Annotated in this window: 11 protein-coding genes; 6 read left to right on the plus strand and 5 right to left on the minus strand. The window is 36.4% G+C overall.

The annotated features are described in order from the left end of the window. The first annotated feature begins 160 nt into the window (after positions 1 to 160). Positions 161 to 1,618, plus strand: a complete 1,458-nt coding sequence (locus E4O04_RS03785) for a S41 family peptidase (protein ID WP_371922278.1) — start codon at positions 161 to 163, stop codon at positions 1,616 to 1,618. Positions 1,619 to 2,023: 405 nt separating this feature from the next. Here E4O04_RS03785 and E4O04_RS03790 read toward each other — a convergent pair whose 3' ends face one another. The 5 genes from E4O04_RS03790 to E4O04_RS03810 form a co-directional block, all read right to left on the minus strand. Continuing rightward, positions 2,024 to 2,899 (minus strand): PD-(D/E)XK nuclease family transposase, encoded by an 876-nt coding sequence (locus E4O04_RS03790; protein WP_253685361.1) that lies wholly within the window; start codon positions 2,897 to 2,899, stop codon positions 2,024 to 2,026. A gap of 229 nt (positions 2,900 to 3,128) precedes the next feature. Beyond that, the gene (gene mutS / locus E4O04_RS03795; protein ID WP_253710803.1) at positions 3,129 to 5,792 is read right to left on the minus strand and encodes a DNA mismatch repair protein MutS; all 2,664 of its coding nucleotides are present in this window, start codon (positions 5,790 to 5,792) and stop codon (positions 3,129 to 3,131) included. Between the two features lie 13 nt (positions 5,793 to 5,805). Continuing rightward, positions 5,806 to 6,333 (minus strand): OmpH/Skp family outer membrane protein, encoded by a 528-nt coding sequence (locus E4O04_RS03800; protein ID WP_253710018.1) that lies wholly within the window; start codon positions 6,331 to 6,333, stop codon positions 5,806 to 5,808. A 10-nt stretch (positions 6,334 to 6,343) separates the two neighbouring features. Beyond that, entirely contained in the window at positions 6,344 to 8,833 is a 2,490-nt protein-coding gene (gene bamA / locus E4O04_RS03805) for an outer membrane protein assembly factor BamA (protein ID WP_253710020.1), read from the minus strand. Beyond that, a complete protein-coding gene (locus tag E4O04_RS03810; RefSeq protein WP_253710022.1) occupies positions 8,815 to 13,332 on the minus strand; it encodes a translocation/assembly module TamB domain-containing protein in 4,518 nt (1,505 codons plus the stop codon). Before E4O04_RS03810 ends, bamA begins: the two co-directional genes overlap by 19 nt. A gap of 32 nt (positions 13,333 to 13,364) precedes the next feature. On the opposite strand from E4O04_RS03810, the gene tmk reads away from it, so the two are divergent. From tmk to E4O04_RS03835, 5 genes are read left to right on the plus strand one after another with little or no spacing between them, the layout of a single operon-like run. Then, positions 13,365 to 14,006, plus strand: a complete 642-nt coding sequence (gene tmk, locus E4O04_RS03815; protein ID WP_371922262.1) for a dTMP kinase — start codon at positions 13,365 to 13,367, stop codon at positions 14,004 to 14,006. Positions 14,007 to 14,009: 3 nt separating this feature from the next. After that, on the plus strand, positions 14,010 to 14,618 hold the full coding sequence (locus E4O04_RS03820; RefSeq protein ID WP_253685351.1) for a hypothetical protein: 609 nt from the start codon (positions 14,010 to 14,012) through the stop codon (positions 14,616 to 14,618). A 53-nt stretch (positions 14,619 to 14,671) separates the two neighbouring features. Next, positions 14,672 to 15,301 carry a ribulose-phosphate 3-epimerase gene (gene rpe / locus E4O04_RS03825; RefSeq protein WP_253710028.1) on the plus strand — a complete coding sequence of 210 codons (630 nt, stop codon included), beginning with the start codon at positions 14,672 to 14,674 and terminating at the stop codon, positions 15,299 to 15,301. Continuing rightward, positions 15,298 to 16,260: a tetratricopeptide repeat protein gene (locus E4O04_RS03830; RefSeq protein WP_253685347.1), complete on the plus strand. Its 963-nt coding sequence runs from the start codon at positions 15,298 to 15,300 to the stop codon at positions 16,258 to 16,260. The genes rpe and E4O04_RS03830 overlap by 4 nt, the downstream gene beginning before the upstream one ends. Next, entirely contained in the window at positions 16,257 to 17,309 is a 1,053-nt protein-coding gene (locus E4O04_RS03835; protein WP_253710030.1) for a hypothetical protein, read from the plus strand. The genes E4O04_RS03830 and E4O04_RS03835 overlap by 4 nt, the downstream gene beginning before the upstream one ends.

The raw sequence follows: 17,309 nt of genomic DNA on the forward strand, positions 1-17,309 counted from the left end.
AATCGAATGTCCATTTGCAAATTGCTTTTTTTCAATTCTCTTACAATTTATAACAGGCTGTTTCAAACTTTGTATGTTTACAATCTATTTAACTCATGCTAAAATAACAACTATGAAACGGTATTATAAAAAAATAGTATTTATACTTTGTTTTACTGTAATGTATTTTGGCTGTTCCGATACTAAGGTCCCTAATAGAAATTTAAGACCGGAACAAAATAAAAACCACATTATAAGTTTAGCAGAATTATATTCATATATTAAAGAGTATTCTCCTTTTTTAAATGATGGTATTTTAAATAATCTTAATGAAAAATATTTTGAGCTTTCAAATAAAATTATGTATGAAAGCGATAAATATAAAATTTATACATACTTTGAAGAGTTATTAGCGGTAATTAATGACGGACATTCTGCCGTTTTCTATGAAAAAGGGTCAAACTCACCCTTTTATTTTTTACCTGCCGGAGCGGACTATGCTGACGGGAAATACTATCTTTCATATAAAGAAAACAATATAGAAATACCCTTAGGTTCCGAACTTATAAAAATTAATGATGAAGATGTAAAAAAATATTTATTAAATAATATTGCAAAATATATTCCTGTAAAAACTCCTCATGCTTTTGAAAATAGTATGATAAAACGTCTTTTATATTCTTCACAAAATAAAAAAATAAAATTTACATTTGTGGTTGATAAAAATGAAGTTAATTTGGAACTAAAATATTCGATTCCGAGTGAGAAAATCGGCAATATAAAATTTAATAAAATCCCTGATTATTATGATAAACTGAATAAGATATATTCAAGCCATAATTTTTCGATTTATAATATTAAAGAAAAATATAGTTTGATACAAATACATAATTTTTTGGATTATCATATTATAGACGAATTCATTGAAAAAATTATTCCTTTGATAGAAAATTCCGCTCATCTTATTTTAGATATTCGAAAAAATAGCGGCGGTAATTCAAGTATCGGATTTGCAATTATAAAAATACTGACAGGAAAAACCGATACTGAAATATCTTCCATCGATATTAAAAATTTTCAGCGTCAATTAACGCCTTTTCTGATTACCTTAGCTGCAATAAAAGATAAAAATTTAAAAGCGGTAAATCATGATACACTTAAAAAATTAAGTCCATTTATTAAAGACGGCAGGGTAATGAAAACTCATCAATTGTTAATGCCGGTAAAAGAAGATGAAATATTACAACAAATAGATGACTTTTTTATGAAAAATAATGAAATGGAAGAATTAGAGAAAAAACTTGTCTTTGCTGCAAATAAGTGTAAAATCGAGAATAAAAATATAACGGTTTTTACATCTTACAAAAGCGGCTCGGCTTGTGATGACTTTGCATGTTTTTGTAAAGAACTAAATATAAGATTAATCGGTACACATACTAAGGGTGCTACAGGAAATATCGGCATATTTAATCTTACAAATAATTTTTCATTTTCCATATCATTGCAAAAAACAATGTATAACGGCATGGCAATTAACAATAAGGGTGTATCGCCTGATATTTTTATTATTGATACGATTGAAGATATTAAAAATCAAAATGACCCCTGCTTACATTTCGTTTTGGAGGGAGGATATTGATAGGCCTGTTCGGCTGGCCCTGTCCAAAAAACTGTGTAAATGCGTTTTTTTTAATTTTTGAGCTTTCATATTTTACTCCGATGCAACTACTCCTAATTTTATTCTATCCGGGTCTTCAAAATAAACGGCATAGTGCTCATCTCCGCCTGCATAAGGATATTTTTCGTCATAACTTAAGGTTTTGAGCCGGCTTCTTGTAAATGAGAGCCGAAATTCTGCGAATTATATAGAGCCCTTAACTCTACCCAAATCCTCTGTTTCCTACCTCAACTAAAGAGTAACCCAAAAACTTTGTAACCAACCGGGTTCTTAGGGCTTTGCCCCTAAGCGGAATTTTGGCGAAAGGAGGGGTGTAGGGGAGGAAAACACCTTTCTCCGAAAAAGGGGTTGTCCTCCCCTAATTGATTAGAGTTGTTCTATCTCCTCTTTACTCAGTCCTGTAACTTGGATTATTTTGGGGATTGAATCTCCTAACTGTTTTAACATTCTGGCGGTTTGCTTTACTCCCTCAGCTCGGCCCTCGACTAAACCTTCTTCTAAACCTGCGGCACGGCCTTCCTCTAATCCCAGTCTTCTAGCTTCATTCCTTTCACATTCGACATACATCTCGTATTTTTCGTTAGAGAGTTCTATTGCCATTCGCCTCTCTTCATCCGTTACCCTAAAGAGTGTCGCTTCTGCCATTCTTATACCCTCCTCCAATCTGCACAATTCTTCCAACATTCCGCTTTTTTTATCTTCTTCATAGTTGGCCAAAAACCTTATCCAAAAATCTTTTAGATTATACTCTTCAAGTCTCTTTTTCATAGTATAAACTATTAGCTCGTTTAATTCAACATAAAGATATTGGATTACAGAACCCTCAGGCATCTTTACAAGCTCTGCGTTTTTAGGAACATCGCAGCCAAAGACAGAGAGGCTTATTGCATACAAAAAATCGTCTTCGTTGGGCTCCGATTTTAAAAAACGTGAAGCTAACCGCATAAGATACATTTGACTCCGTCTGGGATAGTTGGTTTTCCAAAACTGCTGCATTTCAAGGTCTACAAGAAGACCTGTGTCGGTTTTAATTAAAAAGTCGAGGCGGTAAGTTTCACCCGACGGTCTGTCCCGAATCAGTTCGGTGTTTAGGATTTCGGCTTTTTTGATCTTACCGTAAGAATCTTCCAAAAAAGCGTTAAGAAAGCTTATAAGAGCCTTGTTGCCTTCCTCGCCTTTAGAAAACATCAGCTTAAATACCCAATCAGTTTTGGGATTTAAAAAAGTTTTTTCATTGTTCATACAAACTCCTTAACAGGCTTTATCTTCTTCTCTGCCTTCATATAATTATAGGGCTCTAGGTTGAATAAATAGTAAAATTTGAAAAAAGAATTTTAGAAAGTACGAATAAAAGAAAATGCGAATGTCGAACGATTGGAAGTACGAATGTCGAATGTTGGAAAGTTCAAATGCCGAATGTCAAACTTCGTCATTCACACTTTGTCACTTGCCATTCGTACTTTGTCCTTTGTCATTTCCCCGAAAGCCTGTTTTTCCATGAGGCGATTAGCTGGAGGGCTTTTATAGGGGCTGTTTCATCGGGATTGGTTGATAAGATTTCGTTTAAGATAAGCTCTTCTTCCGGGAAGAGGGATAGGCCCTTTGAAACCGGACTTGAGGCAGTTTTTTCTTCGGAGCCGACGGCTGTGATGCCGGAAGGGCTTGCTGCTTGACCGGCTCTTTCTTTTTGGAATTGGCTTCGCATGTATAGAAGGTTTTCGGCCCTTGTTAAGACGCTTTGAGGGATGCCTGCAAGGCCTGCGACATGGATGCCGTAAGAGTTTCCCGCAGCTCCGGGCACGACCTTTTTTAAAAAGACTATCTTTCCTTCCGCTTCAAGCACATCCAATTTTAGGTTTATGATTTTTTCGTGCTCCAAACGGGTAAGCTCGTGGTAGTGGGTTGCAAAGAGGGTTTTTGCCTTTATGGTATTAAGGAGGTGTTCGCTTACGGCCTGAGCTATGGCAAGACCGTCCTCCATCGAAGTTCCTCGGCCGACCTCGTCCATGATAACAAGGCTGTTCCGCGTTGCCGAATTGAGGATGTAGGCCGTTTCTATCATCTCGACCAAAAAGGTCGATTCCCCTCGGGCAAGATTGTCCGTTGCTCCCACTCTGCAAAAGATCTTATCTACGGGGCTTAAAACGGCCTTTTCGGCCGGAACAAAGGAGCCAATCTGGGCTAAAAGGCAGATTAGTGCTGTCTGCCGTAAAAAAGTGCTTTTTCCCGCCATGTTGGGCCCTGTGATGACCGCAAAGGACGGAATTGTTCTATCTTCTTGATTTGAAGCTTCTCCCGACAGGAGTTCAATGGAATTGGGTACAAAGTCTCCGGCTCTAAGATGGTTTTCGACTACAGGGTGCCTGCCGTTTGTTATATTTAAGATACCCGAATTATCGCAAAGTTCGGGTCTTGTCCAAGCATGCAAAATTGCGGCCTGTGCAAAGGACTGGTTCACATCAAGCTCGGCAACTTCTTCTGCAAGTTTTTGTAAAAAGCGGTGATGAGAGCCTATTTCGGCACAGACCTCATCAAATACTTCTTTTTCGGCATCGATAAGCCTTTCTTCCGAGTTATTTATATTGTCTTCAATTTGTTGTAAGGTTTCGGTGGTAAAACGGTCTGCATTTGAAAGAGATCGCTGACGGATAAAATAATCGGGAACGGCCGATATATTGCCTAAAGAAACTTCTAAAAAATAGCCCATCATTCTGTTATATTTTATTTTTAGATTATTGATACCGGTTTTTTTCCGCTCATCGTCCAAATACTTTTCAAGAATCCCGTGGGCATTTTCTTTTATGTTTTTTATCGAGTCTACCTTTTTTGAAAAACCTTTTTTTATAAGTTTTCCGTCATTTAAGGCTATTGTGCACTCATCATCTATCGAATTTTCCAAAAGGTTGCAGATTTCGGTAAGCAGCTTTTTTTCTTCATCGTTAATCTGCAAAAAATTAAGCTTTTTTTCTTCTATGAGGCTGCCCATCCTTATTACGGAATTAAGACTTTGTTTTAGGGCTAAAAGATCCTTCCCGTGGGTCTTTTTCATGGCAATGCGGCCCGAAAGACGCTCAATATCGAGTATTGAAGAAAGAGTTTCCCTTATAACCGCTGAAGCCTTTCCGTCCTTGAAAAGACTGTTTACCTTGTCGAGTCTCTTATCTATTTCCTTCTTTGAGCGGAGCGGATAGCTTATCCTCCTCCTTAAAAGGCGGGTTCCCATGGCCGTCTTTGTGTAATTTACGGATTCAAAGAGGCTGTATGCAGGGCTGTTATCCCTTAAGTTGGTCAAAAGTTCTAAATTTTTCCTTGTGGAATCATCCAAGGAAACAAAGTCGCTTTCGGCATAGATTTTAATCCCCGAAATATGGGAAATATCCCTGCCTGAAATCTCTTCCAAATATTGAAGCAGGAGGCCGGCAGGCGGAACTTCAGGCGAATCGATATCGAGTAAAAAGCCCTTTAGGTTTTCGGTTCCGAAGGCTGCGCAAAGCCTTTTTTCGGCCTGATCGGGGTTAAAGCTCCAATCGGGATAAAAGTTTTGCATCATCGAGGGAAATTCCGAAAGAATTTGCTTTAAGCCGGGAAATTCGCTTTGAAGTGACTGCTGAATTAAAATTTCCTTGGGGTTGATTCTTCCGATTTCTTTTAAAAACTGTTCTTTAAAGTCTGTTTTGGGGAAGGAAGTAGCAAAAAAATTGCCTGTGGTAACATCTATATAGGCAAGGCCTGCATAGTAATCGAGACCGCAGGTTCCTTCCGTTTTTTTGTTTGAGCAATATACGGCCGCAAGGTAGTTATTGCTTCCCTGTTCCAAAAAGTCGTCTTCGGCAACGGTGCCGGGAGTGATAACTTCAACAACCTTGCGCTCGGTCAAGCCTCCTGCTACGGGCTCCGTAACTTGCTCGCATATTGCAATTTTTTTCCCTGCACGCAGGAGTCGGGCTATGTATATTTTTGCGGCGTGATAGGGTATGCCGCACATAGGTACATCGGCTCTTTTTGTGAGAGTCAGGTTTAAGATCCGGCTTACTTCAACAGCCTCATCGAAAAACATCTCATAAAAATCGCCGAGCCTAAAAAAAAGTATTTCGTCCTTGTATTGTGCCTTGATGCTGAGGTATTGCCTCATCATGGGCGTTTGAGGCTTATTCACTTTGTTTTCTTAATTCTTGGATAACCTTGTCGGTAATATCGACAGTAGGGCTGTACCATATGATGCCTGTATTATGCTCATAGCTTAAAACCATTGTGTAGCCTTCAGATTCGGCTACTCTTCGGACTGCCTCATATAAGCTGCTGTAAAAAATATCATCATTGATAAGATTTTTTCTGAGCATATTCAATTCGTCATTGGAAGCCTTTACATATTCCATCAATAAGGTAATTTTGCTCTTTATTTTTTCTTCATATTTTTTTACTTCAGAGTCTTTTCCATCTGCTTCTGCATTAACTTTTTTTTGCCTAAGCTGTACAATTTCAGCCTCAAGAAGTTTTTTTTGATTTTCAAATTTTTCCTTTTTTTCCTGATAGTCCCTTGCTGCCTTTGCATCCCGTCTAAAAGTATCGAAAATAAGTCCGGTGTCTATAACTGCAAAGCGGGTAATCTGCTGTGCATAGATTCCAAGAGACAACAATAACATAATAACAATAATTAGGGTACTTTTTTTATTCATATTTCAACTCCTATAAATTGGGTATATTGAATGAAAGAACGAATCTCCAGTCGGCATTTTTACCGTTAGCCCATACCGGTTTACCATTTATTGATTTAAAGGTGTTGGCAAACATCAAGCGTAAGGGGAATTGAGGTATTGAAAAGCGCAATCCCGGGCCAAAACTGAAATAGTAATCGTTTATACTTAAGGATTTTAAATCCTTTAGGTCATGTTTGACGGCTATGGCATCAAAGAAGAAGTCAAAGGATAAAATTCCATGGGCTAGGGGCCATCTGAATTCTATCCAGTTATTTTGCATAACAGTTCCGGCTCCTTGAGGTCCCAAACCTATCCATCCTCTTCCCTTAAAGGCTCCGTCAATATAAAACATTCGGTCAAAGCTGATTGGTTTTTTCTCAAGAGGGATCTGGAAAGAGAAGCCTGAGTAGAACCCTAGAACAAATTTTAAATTCCATATATCGCTTACAGGGTAATCCAATAAAGTTACATAAAATTCGCCCTTTGTGTCGGATTGAAAAAAGTACTCATCTTCAATTTTGGGGAAAAGGCCGAAAAAACTTATTTCTTGGCTTAAAAACCATCCCTTAGAAGGATCATGTGCAAGGTCTCTATCATCCAAAGATAGTTTTATCTTTAATGAGTTGCTCAAGCTCCATCTTTCCTGCTGTGTTCTTATTTTTTCTTCGGCAGGTCTGTAAAGCAGGCTGTTGTAAAAATTCTTTACGAGGCCGAAATTTACCCCGCCTCTCAATGTTATAACCGCAAATTTAGGGAACCATCTATATCCTGAGTTCATGCCTATTCCAAACTCAAGGCGGTCATACTTCATTTTAAATGCTTCAGACAGAGAAGGATTTTCATTAAACTGTTCAATGGTTACGTGCGGGTCAGGAACATTGTTAAGGGGATAAAGAATGTCCTGATAAGTATATAAATTTTTATGCGCTACCGAAAAATCAAAGCCTACTGAAAGGGGTTTACCTAAAAACCAGTTTTCCGTAAAACCTAGGGTTAAACTTTGTATGTCGCTTGCGGCATTTAAATTAACCGACAGCTCTCTTCCTGTTCCAAATAAGTTTTTTTCTTCCCACTGTGCAAATACTGACATTGGAAAGGTATCAGGATCAGGCGAACCTGAGAAAGTAACGCCGAATTGGATTCCTGCTGTAGATTGTTCTTCAACATTGACTATAATATCGACAAGGTCAGGTTCTGAACCGGGGAGAACATCCGGTAAAACAGCCGAAAAATATCTTAGATTGGCTAAGTTTCTAAAACTATTTATTAGTTTTGTTTTAGAGAATACGTCTCCTTCCTTTATGAGAATTTCTCTTAAGATAACATTGTCCTTAGTTTTTGTGTTCCCTTTTACTATTATGTTTTCTACATGGCTTCTTTCTCGTTCAACAATTATAATTGTATAGGAGACTTCTTTAGTTGACGTATTACGGTTTTCTTTTTTATCTATATAGTTACTTGTATAACCGTTTTCAAAATATAGGTTGGCTACATCCCCAAATCCGATTTCAAATTTCTTCAAATTAAAGATATCGCCTTTTTTAAGTTTGAATTTTTCGCTTAATTCCTTGGTTGAAAAAATATAGTTGCCTTGAAAGTCCACTCCTGCATAGGTAAACTGTTCTCCTTCCATTATTACATAGGTAAGGGTAATTTGGTCTTTTTGCGGATCGGATTCGGTATCTACATCTTTTTTTATTGTTTCAACATGGGCATCTATATATCCATGTTCGCCGTAAAATAGTTTAATTGCACTTTTATCGGCTTGAAGGGCGTCTTCTCTAAAAAAGCCCTTTTGCAGTAACCATGCTTCTTTGGATACAAGTACCTTTTTTAAGGCTTTTTCCGGAAATTTTGAATTTCCTTCAAAAAGTATCTTAGTTATTACAGACATTTTGCCTTCTTTTACAAAAAATTCGACATTTATGCTGTTTTTCTCTTTATTTTCAGAGGTTTTACTTGATATTTCTGCTTTTGTAAATCCTTTTTCTATATAAAAGTCTTTTAAGGCTCTTTCAGCATTTTTTATATTAACTTCATTAAAAATGTCGCCCTTCTTTACCTTGATAGCTGAAAGTAAGTCTGCTTTTCTGATATTGTTGTTGCCTGTAAACACAATATCCTTTACGGCCGGTTTTTCCTTAACTATAAATTCCAAAAATACGTATTGATATTTGTCGTCTGCCGGTATCGCCTTAGGAACGATATCGGTAAAATAATCCAATGCATAGATTTTTTGTAAGATTTCCCAATATAGCTCATCAGAAAAAGGCTTTTTTTTGTATGATTTGAAAATTTCATCTAATTCTGAGCTGTCGATATTTTGTAAACCTTTGAATTGAATCTCTAGAACCGGTTTTCCATTATACCATCCCTCAGGTTCTTGAGCAAAGCAGTTTAAAGCAAATAAGATTAGCATGAAACCTATAATTTTTTTCTTCAACATTTTTATCCCCTTAATCAATAAGAAAATTTCCATGATAGTGTCAATCCTGTATCTGATACAAACAGAGAATCGGGTCTGCTCGGAGCTATGTGCCATCTAAGCAGGACAAACGGAGTATTCATTTCAAAACCTATTTCCGGTTGAAACAGTAAATTTCCGTAAACCGGTTTTCTAACAACATCTGTTTTTGCAGAAAGCGGATCGTAATAGCTAAGATGCAGCATTGCATCTGCATATATGGCAGAACCAAAATACTTACCAATGTAAACACTTGTATTATCAAAATAGTTACCGATTGTCAATGGCTTATCCTTTGAAGATCTAAATAAATTTTCCAAAATAACATTTTGTATGAGTAGACTTCTTACGGAAAATACATCTATATGCAGAAAGTCTCTGACTTCTTGCTCAACCCGCCTCATGATACCCATATTTGCTAAAATATCTGAGGCATTTCTCAAGGTTTCTTTTAAAACATTGCTGTTTTTTAAGTCTCCTAAGGCCACCTGACCCATCAAGTTCATTGTATCGGAAGCCGACATGGCCATTGGAGGGGAGGTTGAGATTACAGGTCTAAAACGCTCAAGGTCAAGATGCTGATCCTTTGCCGTCAAATTTATTGTAAGAGGCTGGCCGTCGGGCATTTTATCCTTTATTTCGGCTCTTACCGATATTATGGGTTCAATTTGCTGAAAAGGTGAGTTAAGAATTTTTAGTTCTCCCTCTTTTATATAAAAGTTTCTTTTTATATAAAAAATTTCGCCTGTACGTATCTTTGCGGATCCCGACATTTCGAATTTTCCCAGTCCCGTATCAAGGTTTAGGTTAAAAGGTTCATTTTCAGTGTAAGCCAAAGCTCTTAAAAAAGGTAACTCCGTTGATGGAAATCTAAATTCCGATTTTTTTCCCAAATTCAAATTTAAATTCATGTAAAAAGCCGGTATGCCGGTGCCGGTTGATGCTTGTTCGCTTTGCTTTTGTAGATCAGCAAACGGAATTGAAAAATAGCCCTTATCGAAATAGGCATCGCCTTCAAGGGTAATAAGTTCAGGGTTTATTTCAAGTCTTATTTTGCCTTCAGCCCTTCCATCAGCGTGAAAGGCTATGTTTTTTGTTCTTATCAAGGCCTGCGTATTTTCAAGGATTCCGCAGTCTACGGTAGTGTAATAAGGAATCCAGCCGATAAATTCGGATGAAGCTTCAGCCCATAGACTTCCGATTTTTCCGTGTAAAACAGTGTATGGGACGGATATAATAGTGCCGTCAAATTGTATGGGAATTTCTACAGGGCCGTATGTGTCGGGAGAATAGGCCGGCGATGTACAAAATAGCTTTTCTCCTTTCAGACTTCCATAGAATAGAGGGTCCTTCTGAGTACCGCTTATTTGGATATTGCCTTGCACCTTACCGCCTGAAAATTTGATAATATCGTTATTGGGTATAATGTTTATTACCTTTGCAAGATCGATACCTATATTTGATACGGAAAGATTTATATTATCCCCGGCCAGCATTCCGTCAATGTTTAGATGGAATGGAAAAGATTCATCTATGTGAAGGGAGACAATTCCGTCATCTGTTTTAAAACCGTATATTTCGTCATTGTTGCCGGCATACAAAGCTATAATACTGGGTTCTTTTACCAATGAAGCTTTGATGCTTTCCTCTCCTTTTTTACCTGCGAGAATCCAATCGGATATCTTCATCTCAATGTTAAAATGGGAAGTCAGGCTAAGAGTTTTTTCGATTATGTTTTGGTTTTCCGTGTTTTTTTTATCTGCTGTAGATAGAAAATTAAAAGAAAAAGAAGCCCTTGTATCCTGGGTTTCTTTATTGCCCTGTTTTTTTGGTTCCATCTCATATAAAAATGTAAGGGCTCCTTTTTGCTCTGAAGGATTTATAAAGGCTTCGATGTTATTAATCTTATGCCCTCCCCATTTAAAGGATGATTCATAAAGATTCATCTTATCGTTATCGATAAAGGCTGCAGCCCTTCCTTCAATATTTTGACCGTTTAGATTAAACGATATATTTTTTAAGTCGGCTTTTACCGAAAGAGAATCTTGGTTCCCGAGAAAAACAAATTCGGCTTCGATTTTATTTTCAGGCCTTTGTTTTTTTAAAAAACGTTTAAGCGATATATCTGTTATTTTACATGTTCCATCAAAGTAAATTTTATCCGAAATGGTAAATAATGAGTTGAATATAAAGTTTTCCTTTTTATTTTTATCCGCAAGAGAAAGATTGGCTGCATATTGACTAATATTTTCATCTGAAGAAGGAATTAAATTAAAGGCTGCAGTTCCTTCAAGCTGTTTATTCTTTATTCCTGCTTTTACGTTATGAAAAAAAACTTCTGTAGGTTTTGCATAGCCTTCAGCATAAAATTCAAGGCTTTCATCAGTTTTTGTAATATCGGTTTCAAGATATTCCAATTTCGCATAATTGCAGGTAAGCCCCCAATTTGTATTATTTTCATATTCAAAGGATGTATCAGCAGAAAAAAGAGAATCTATAAACGGAACGGGAAGCTCTTTTACCTGCATAGTTCCTTTTAACTTTTTTTCGGCACCCTTTAGAATATTTATGTTTAGATCATAATCTCCGTAAATGCTTATCATTTCATCAGTCAAGAGGCCTGAAACCTTATAACTTATATCGTTTAAGGTTAGAAGTGAATCAAAAATCATGCTATCCTTTTCAAAGGATGAATTTATGTTCCCCCGTAAATTCATATTATTAAAGAGAATATCAATATCGCTTATATTAAGAGAAGATTCGTTTCCTTGCAGCGAAAACAAGCTGTAAAATCCGTTTTTTGAATTAGATGCAAGAACAGCTTGTATTATATTATACGAAAAGTGTTCAAAGTCGCTTGATATATAAAATTCGCTTGTCATTTGAACAGGGGCGATTGAAGCTTCCAATAAGCTTTGCCCGGGAACTGTTAATCCGGAAAAAGAGAGTGCTCCATTGTAAATATTTTCAATGCTTATGGAGTCGATAGTTCCATGAAGCTCTAAATAGCCCGGATTTTTGTTGGATGATCCGGCTTTTGAAGGATGAGTCCATGTACCGTCAATACTGAAGCCTCCGGTAGGATCTTTTCCGGAAAAATATATATCGGTTTTTTCCGTTTTTCTCTCCAATAAGCCTTGTATGTTCTCTAAAGATGCCTTACCAATATCGGCACGGGGAATTTTTAAAAATATTTTATTTTTGTTTGAAGAGACATTTAGGCTCATAGCCATATTTTCACCCGATTGTAATTTAAATTTTGAAATATTTAAATAAAAGTTAGGTAAAATTTCTTTTATTTTGTAAGAGCCTTGGGCAGATAAATTTATATCGGAATTAGTTAATTTTAAGTTTTGAAGTTTTATAAGGTTTTCGTCTCCATCGGCCTTAAAACTGAGTATGGATTTTTCAATTTTGTTGCCGGCTATTTGAAATTTCGGTAGTTTAATTGAAAAGGATGTATCCCATAAAAGTTTTTCGGGTTTAGCAAAACTTAAATTAAAATGTCCTGTAAAAGCTGCATCTTTTAATTCTTTAAGAATATCCATTCCTTCGGAAGGAGAAATGACTGACAGAGGTTTTAAGTCATTACACTCAAGATTTATGCTGCCTATATTTTCCAACATATTCCAAGAACCTTTTACATCAATAGGCTGAATGTCTTGAAGGGTTGTAACTGAAGCTATCTTGTCTAAGTATGATGCAAATACCGAAAATTTATTTATATAAATGTTTCCTATTCTTATGTCTGAAAAGTTTAGTATCGAAGAGGCTGAAACGGTGTCGGGATAAAATGAACCGTTTATATTTATGATTGTACTGAACCCCGGAAAATTTGTTTGTATAAAGCTGTTATATCTAAGACTTGAATTTATATAAAAATCAATTTTACCCGAATTCAATGTAAATTTCCCGCTTGAAGTATAGAAAGATGCGTTTGAATTTTTATTACTGTAATTTAAGGCAATATTTTTTAATTCTATCTTTATAGGTTTTATATTTTTAACTTTTTTTAAATTATCTTCAATAATTTTTAATATATCTGCCGAAAATTCTATATCGGCTTCTTTTTTTTGATTTTTTGTTATCTGATCATCGATATTTCCTTCTATTTTGATTTTTTTTAAAATATTTTTATTTTTTTCAATGTTAAAATCTATAAGTCCGTCATAAACACCTAAGGATGCCGCTACAGAAGTAAAATCTTTTTTGATTAATGAGATAAGCCTGTAATCTACATAAAGCAGTGAAAAGTGCGCTATTTTGTTGCCTGTTTCGGCATTGTAAATATTAACATCCCTTATTTTGATTCTATCAAAAAAGGAGGGAGATATAGATGCATAGGTAATTTTTATTTCAAATTCGTCTTCCACTGCCTTTATAAGATTATCCCTTACATATACCAGCTGCTCTTCCAAAGCCTTAGCCGCCGGATGAAAAACTATCAGTGAGCTTACAACTATTGCGAGAAAAACGATAATTTCTATGATGCGCCTTTTTTTTATATTTTCCACTCGACTACTATTATATCAAAAAAAAAAATGTTATGATAGGCCTCATGATATTACCCAACTTTGTTGTATTTGAAGGAATAGACGGCTCAGGGACTACGAGCCAGATGAGGCTTTTAAAGGAAAGGTTTGAGTCTGAAGATAGGGGCTCTCTTGTTTCATTTACCCAAGAGCCTACATCAGGCCCTATAGGAACTCTAATCCGCTCGGCGCTTCAAGGTTCCTTTGAACTTGCTCCTGAAACTATGACACGTTTATTTGCAGCAGACCGATGCGAACATATTTACGGTTTGCAAGGTATTCTAAAACAGGTTAATGAGGGCAGGGCTGTTTTTTCGGATAGATATCTTTTTTCAAGTCTTGCCTATCAAGCTGCTGACGGGGCTGCCGGCCTTGCAAAATTGCAAAATGAAGGCTTTCCCCTCCCGGAATTTCTATTCTTCTTTGATCTGCCTGTCGATATTTCTATGGGCCGGGTAATGGGACGCAGTAATGTCCTCGAAATATACGAAGAAAAAACTTTTCAATACAAGGTTCAAGACGAGTATAAGAAAATTATAGATGAGTACAAGTTAAAAGAGCCTAAAATGAACATAGTTATAATTAACGCCGTTGAACAAATTGAAGAAATTCACGAGAAATTATGGAGTATTGTAAAAGATTTGCCGAAAATATAATCGATGAAAAGGCGTTTCTTTTTTGTAATTTTATGTTTTTTTATTTTCTCTAATCAAATTTTCCCTTATTTTGTAGAATATAAGGAACAATACTATAAACTCTACCATATTCATTACGAGCAAGAGCCCGATGATATCGTCGAAAATATTTATTGGCTTGAAAGGGCCATAAATGCAGATTTTTGTAATCCCCTCCATGCTTTGGCTAAAATCACTACCAAAAAAGAATGGGAAAAATACCGGTACATGTTTATGATGCACCTCAACCTTAAAATGGTCGAACAGCATTTAAGATTGGGAAGTAAATTCGATAAGCAGGCTGCATACTTTTATAACTATCCTTGGAAAGAACAGAACATAGAAAGTCTGTCTAAGGCTGAAGAATTTTATGAAACGGCTCTTGTTTATTGGAATGAGGCAAAATTATGGGCCGAAAAAGCCAATATGAGGGAATTCCAATTTTTATTTTTAGACAGTCTTCCTTTTTGGGAAAATGAAAGAGCCCGCATTGCTTCCGGAGATTTAAACTATGAGAGGACGATAAAAAGGGAGCTCCTCCGCCTTCAAAAGGTCAGGGATGAGTTTATGAAAATGGATGATACTACTTATTAATTTTTAGTATTTACCTATTTACATATATTTGTTTGTTTGCTAATATGGAATATATGGATAGGTGTTTTAAATTAAGTCCTTCACTTTTAAGTGCAGATTTTTCAAAACTAGGGGAAGAATTGACCTTTATAGAAAAAAACGGCGGCGACTGGGTTCACATAGATGTTATGGATGGGCAGTTTGTGCCTAATTTAACCTTCGGACCTCCGGTAATAAAGGCCATACGGCCTTGTTCCGGGCTTGTTTTTGACGTGCATCTAATGGTCAATAATCCCGAAAATTTAGTCTCAGCCTTTGCAGATGCAGGTGCAGACTACTTTACCTTTCATGCTGAAGCATCTATTCATGCAGACAGACTTATTGCCGATATCCGTTCTCATGGAATGAAGGCCGGAGTAAGCATTGTACCTACTACACCTGTCGGAATGCTTGAAGAAATAGCTCCCTTGGTAGATCTTATCTTGGTTATGAGTGTTAATCCGGGATTCGGAGGACAAAGGCTTATACCGTATTGTTTAGAAAAAGTTAAGCGGTTAAGGTCATTGCGTGAAGAAAAAAAATATAATTATTTGATTTCTGTCGATGGTGGGATCGATTCAAAAAATGTGGGGGCGGTGATCGATGCCGGTGCCGACGTAATTGTGTCAGGTTCAGCTTTCTTTTCAGGAGATTTAAGAATATGAAAAAAATTGTAATTTTATTTTTTTTACTTTTTACCGTAAATGCCTTTACACAAAATTATACAGATTATATGTCATCCGGCTTGGATGCCTATGCCCGGTCTGACTGGTCGTCTGCACTCTTTTCCTTTCAAAAGGCAATTGAAGTTTCAAAAAATTCTTTGGATGAGCCTATTTACTGGCTTATAATGGCAAATGCCTCAGCCCGCAATTATCCTGTTGCCCTAAAAGATGCCGAAACTTTTTTAAAACGCTTTCCTAATAGTCCTAAGGCAGCAGAGGTTATTTATCAACAAGGCAGAATATGCTGTCTGTCTGCGAAGCATGATCAGTCCATAAATATTTTATACGGCTTTTTAAGAAAATACCCGAATCACAGACAAACTGCCTCGGCTTATTACTGGATAGGCGAAAACCTCTACATGGCAGGACGCCTAAAAGATGCCCGAACTATTTTTTCGCGTGTTATAATAGATTACCCCTCTTCAGCTAAGGTTGAACCTTCCAGATATAAGATTGCCCTTATAGATCAGGCATCTACACAGGATGAACTCTTAAAACTTTTAAAAATAAGTCATGAAGAGCTTTTAAAACTTTCGGAAGAATCGGAAAAAAATAAAAAAATTTATGAGCAGACTATTGCTGCATATCAAAGACAATCTTCCGATGCCGGTGGCGATATCAGGATTGCAGATCTTTCGGAACAGCTCAAAATAGAAAGAAAGCGGAATGAAGAACTGCATGACCAACTTGTAATGTTTCAGTTAAAAAATCAAGAGCTTTTGGCAATCTTAGCAAAGATGGATGCTAAATACACTTCAGAAATGGCTGCGGATGGTGAATCTCCTGCTGCAGATTATTCCGATCCAAAAGCCAGACGGGCTGCAATTGAGGCTCTAATAAAAAAAGCTAAAATTTTGCAGAGTATGTATAACCAACTCTTGGAGGAAAAAGGCCAATGAAAGGAAAAAGGTATTTTATAATTTTATTATTAAGTTTGACAACATTTTTTATACATGCTAAATCACTGCCTGATTACGAACTTTTAAAAGATAATCTTAAGTTGGTGGTTTTTAGAAAGACCGGAAATTTTTGTCTCTATAATCTTTCTGTCAGAGGAAAGGGAAAATACACTCCTCTTTATGATGACATATCCCTAGGCCGTACCAATAAATTCTATGTTTATAAGGATAATAAGGTTTATGAATTAAAAAAGAGATTGGGAAAACCCGTCACCATTGAGGCTGATGAAGATTCAATAAAAATTGTATATGATTTTGATGATTCTTTTTATGTTACTCAAACATTATCCTTTACGGAACAGACTTACGGTACCGGCGGCTCGCTTCTAAAGATCGAGACTATAGTCGAAAATACAAGCGGCGGTACGGCAGAATTTGCGCTAAAGGCTCTTTTTGATACCAAGCTCGGAGAGAACCGCAAAATTCCCCTTTATACGGATCTAAGAACCGGAATTTTCAGAGAAACGATTTTGGAACCTAAATTTGAAAAAGATTCTGCCGTTATTTCTGCAAATTCCGATTTAGCTTGTCTGTTTTTAATAAACCATTCAGAAGCCAAAATGCCGGATCAAATTTATGCGGCTAACTGGGAAAGGCTTCAGAGTATTAAGTGGCTGCCGAAAACCGTTCAAGGAAGATTATTCAGTACTCAATATTCGCATAATGATTCTGCCTTGCTTTTTGTTTGGCCTAACGAAATATTAGAAAACGGCAATAGCTTAAGGGTAACAATGTTTATTGGCTGCTATGACTTTCTAAGAAAAAATGACGGGAATGTAAAAGAGGCGGATTACGAAAATACTAATACCAATATTCCTGTTCCTCAGGATAAAACTGCAAATCCTAAAAATGAAAAAGATTACCAATATATACAGACCCTGTTGGATAAAATTCTTGAAGTTGAATCAAATCCTGATATGGCCTCTGACGAATATATTGAAGATTTAATACAACAGACAGATAATGCAATACAAAATATACAGGAATAA

The sequence above is a fragment of the Treponema sp. OMZ 799 genome (genome assembly GCF_024181365.1).
In the GTDB taxonomy this organism is placed as follows: Bacteria; Spirochaetota; Spirochaetia; order Treponematales; family Treponemataceae; genus Treponema_B.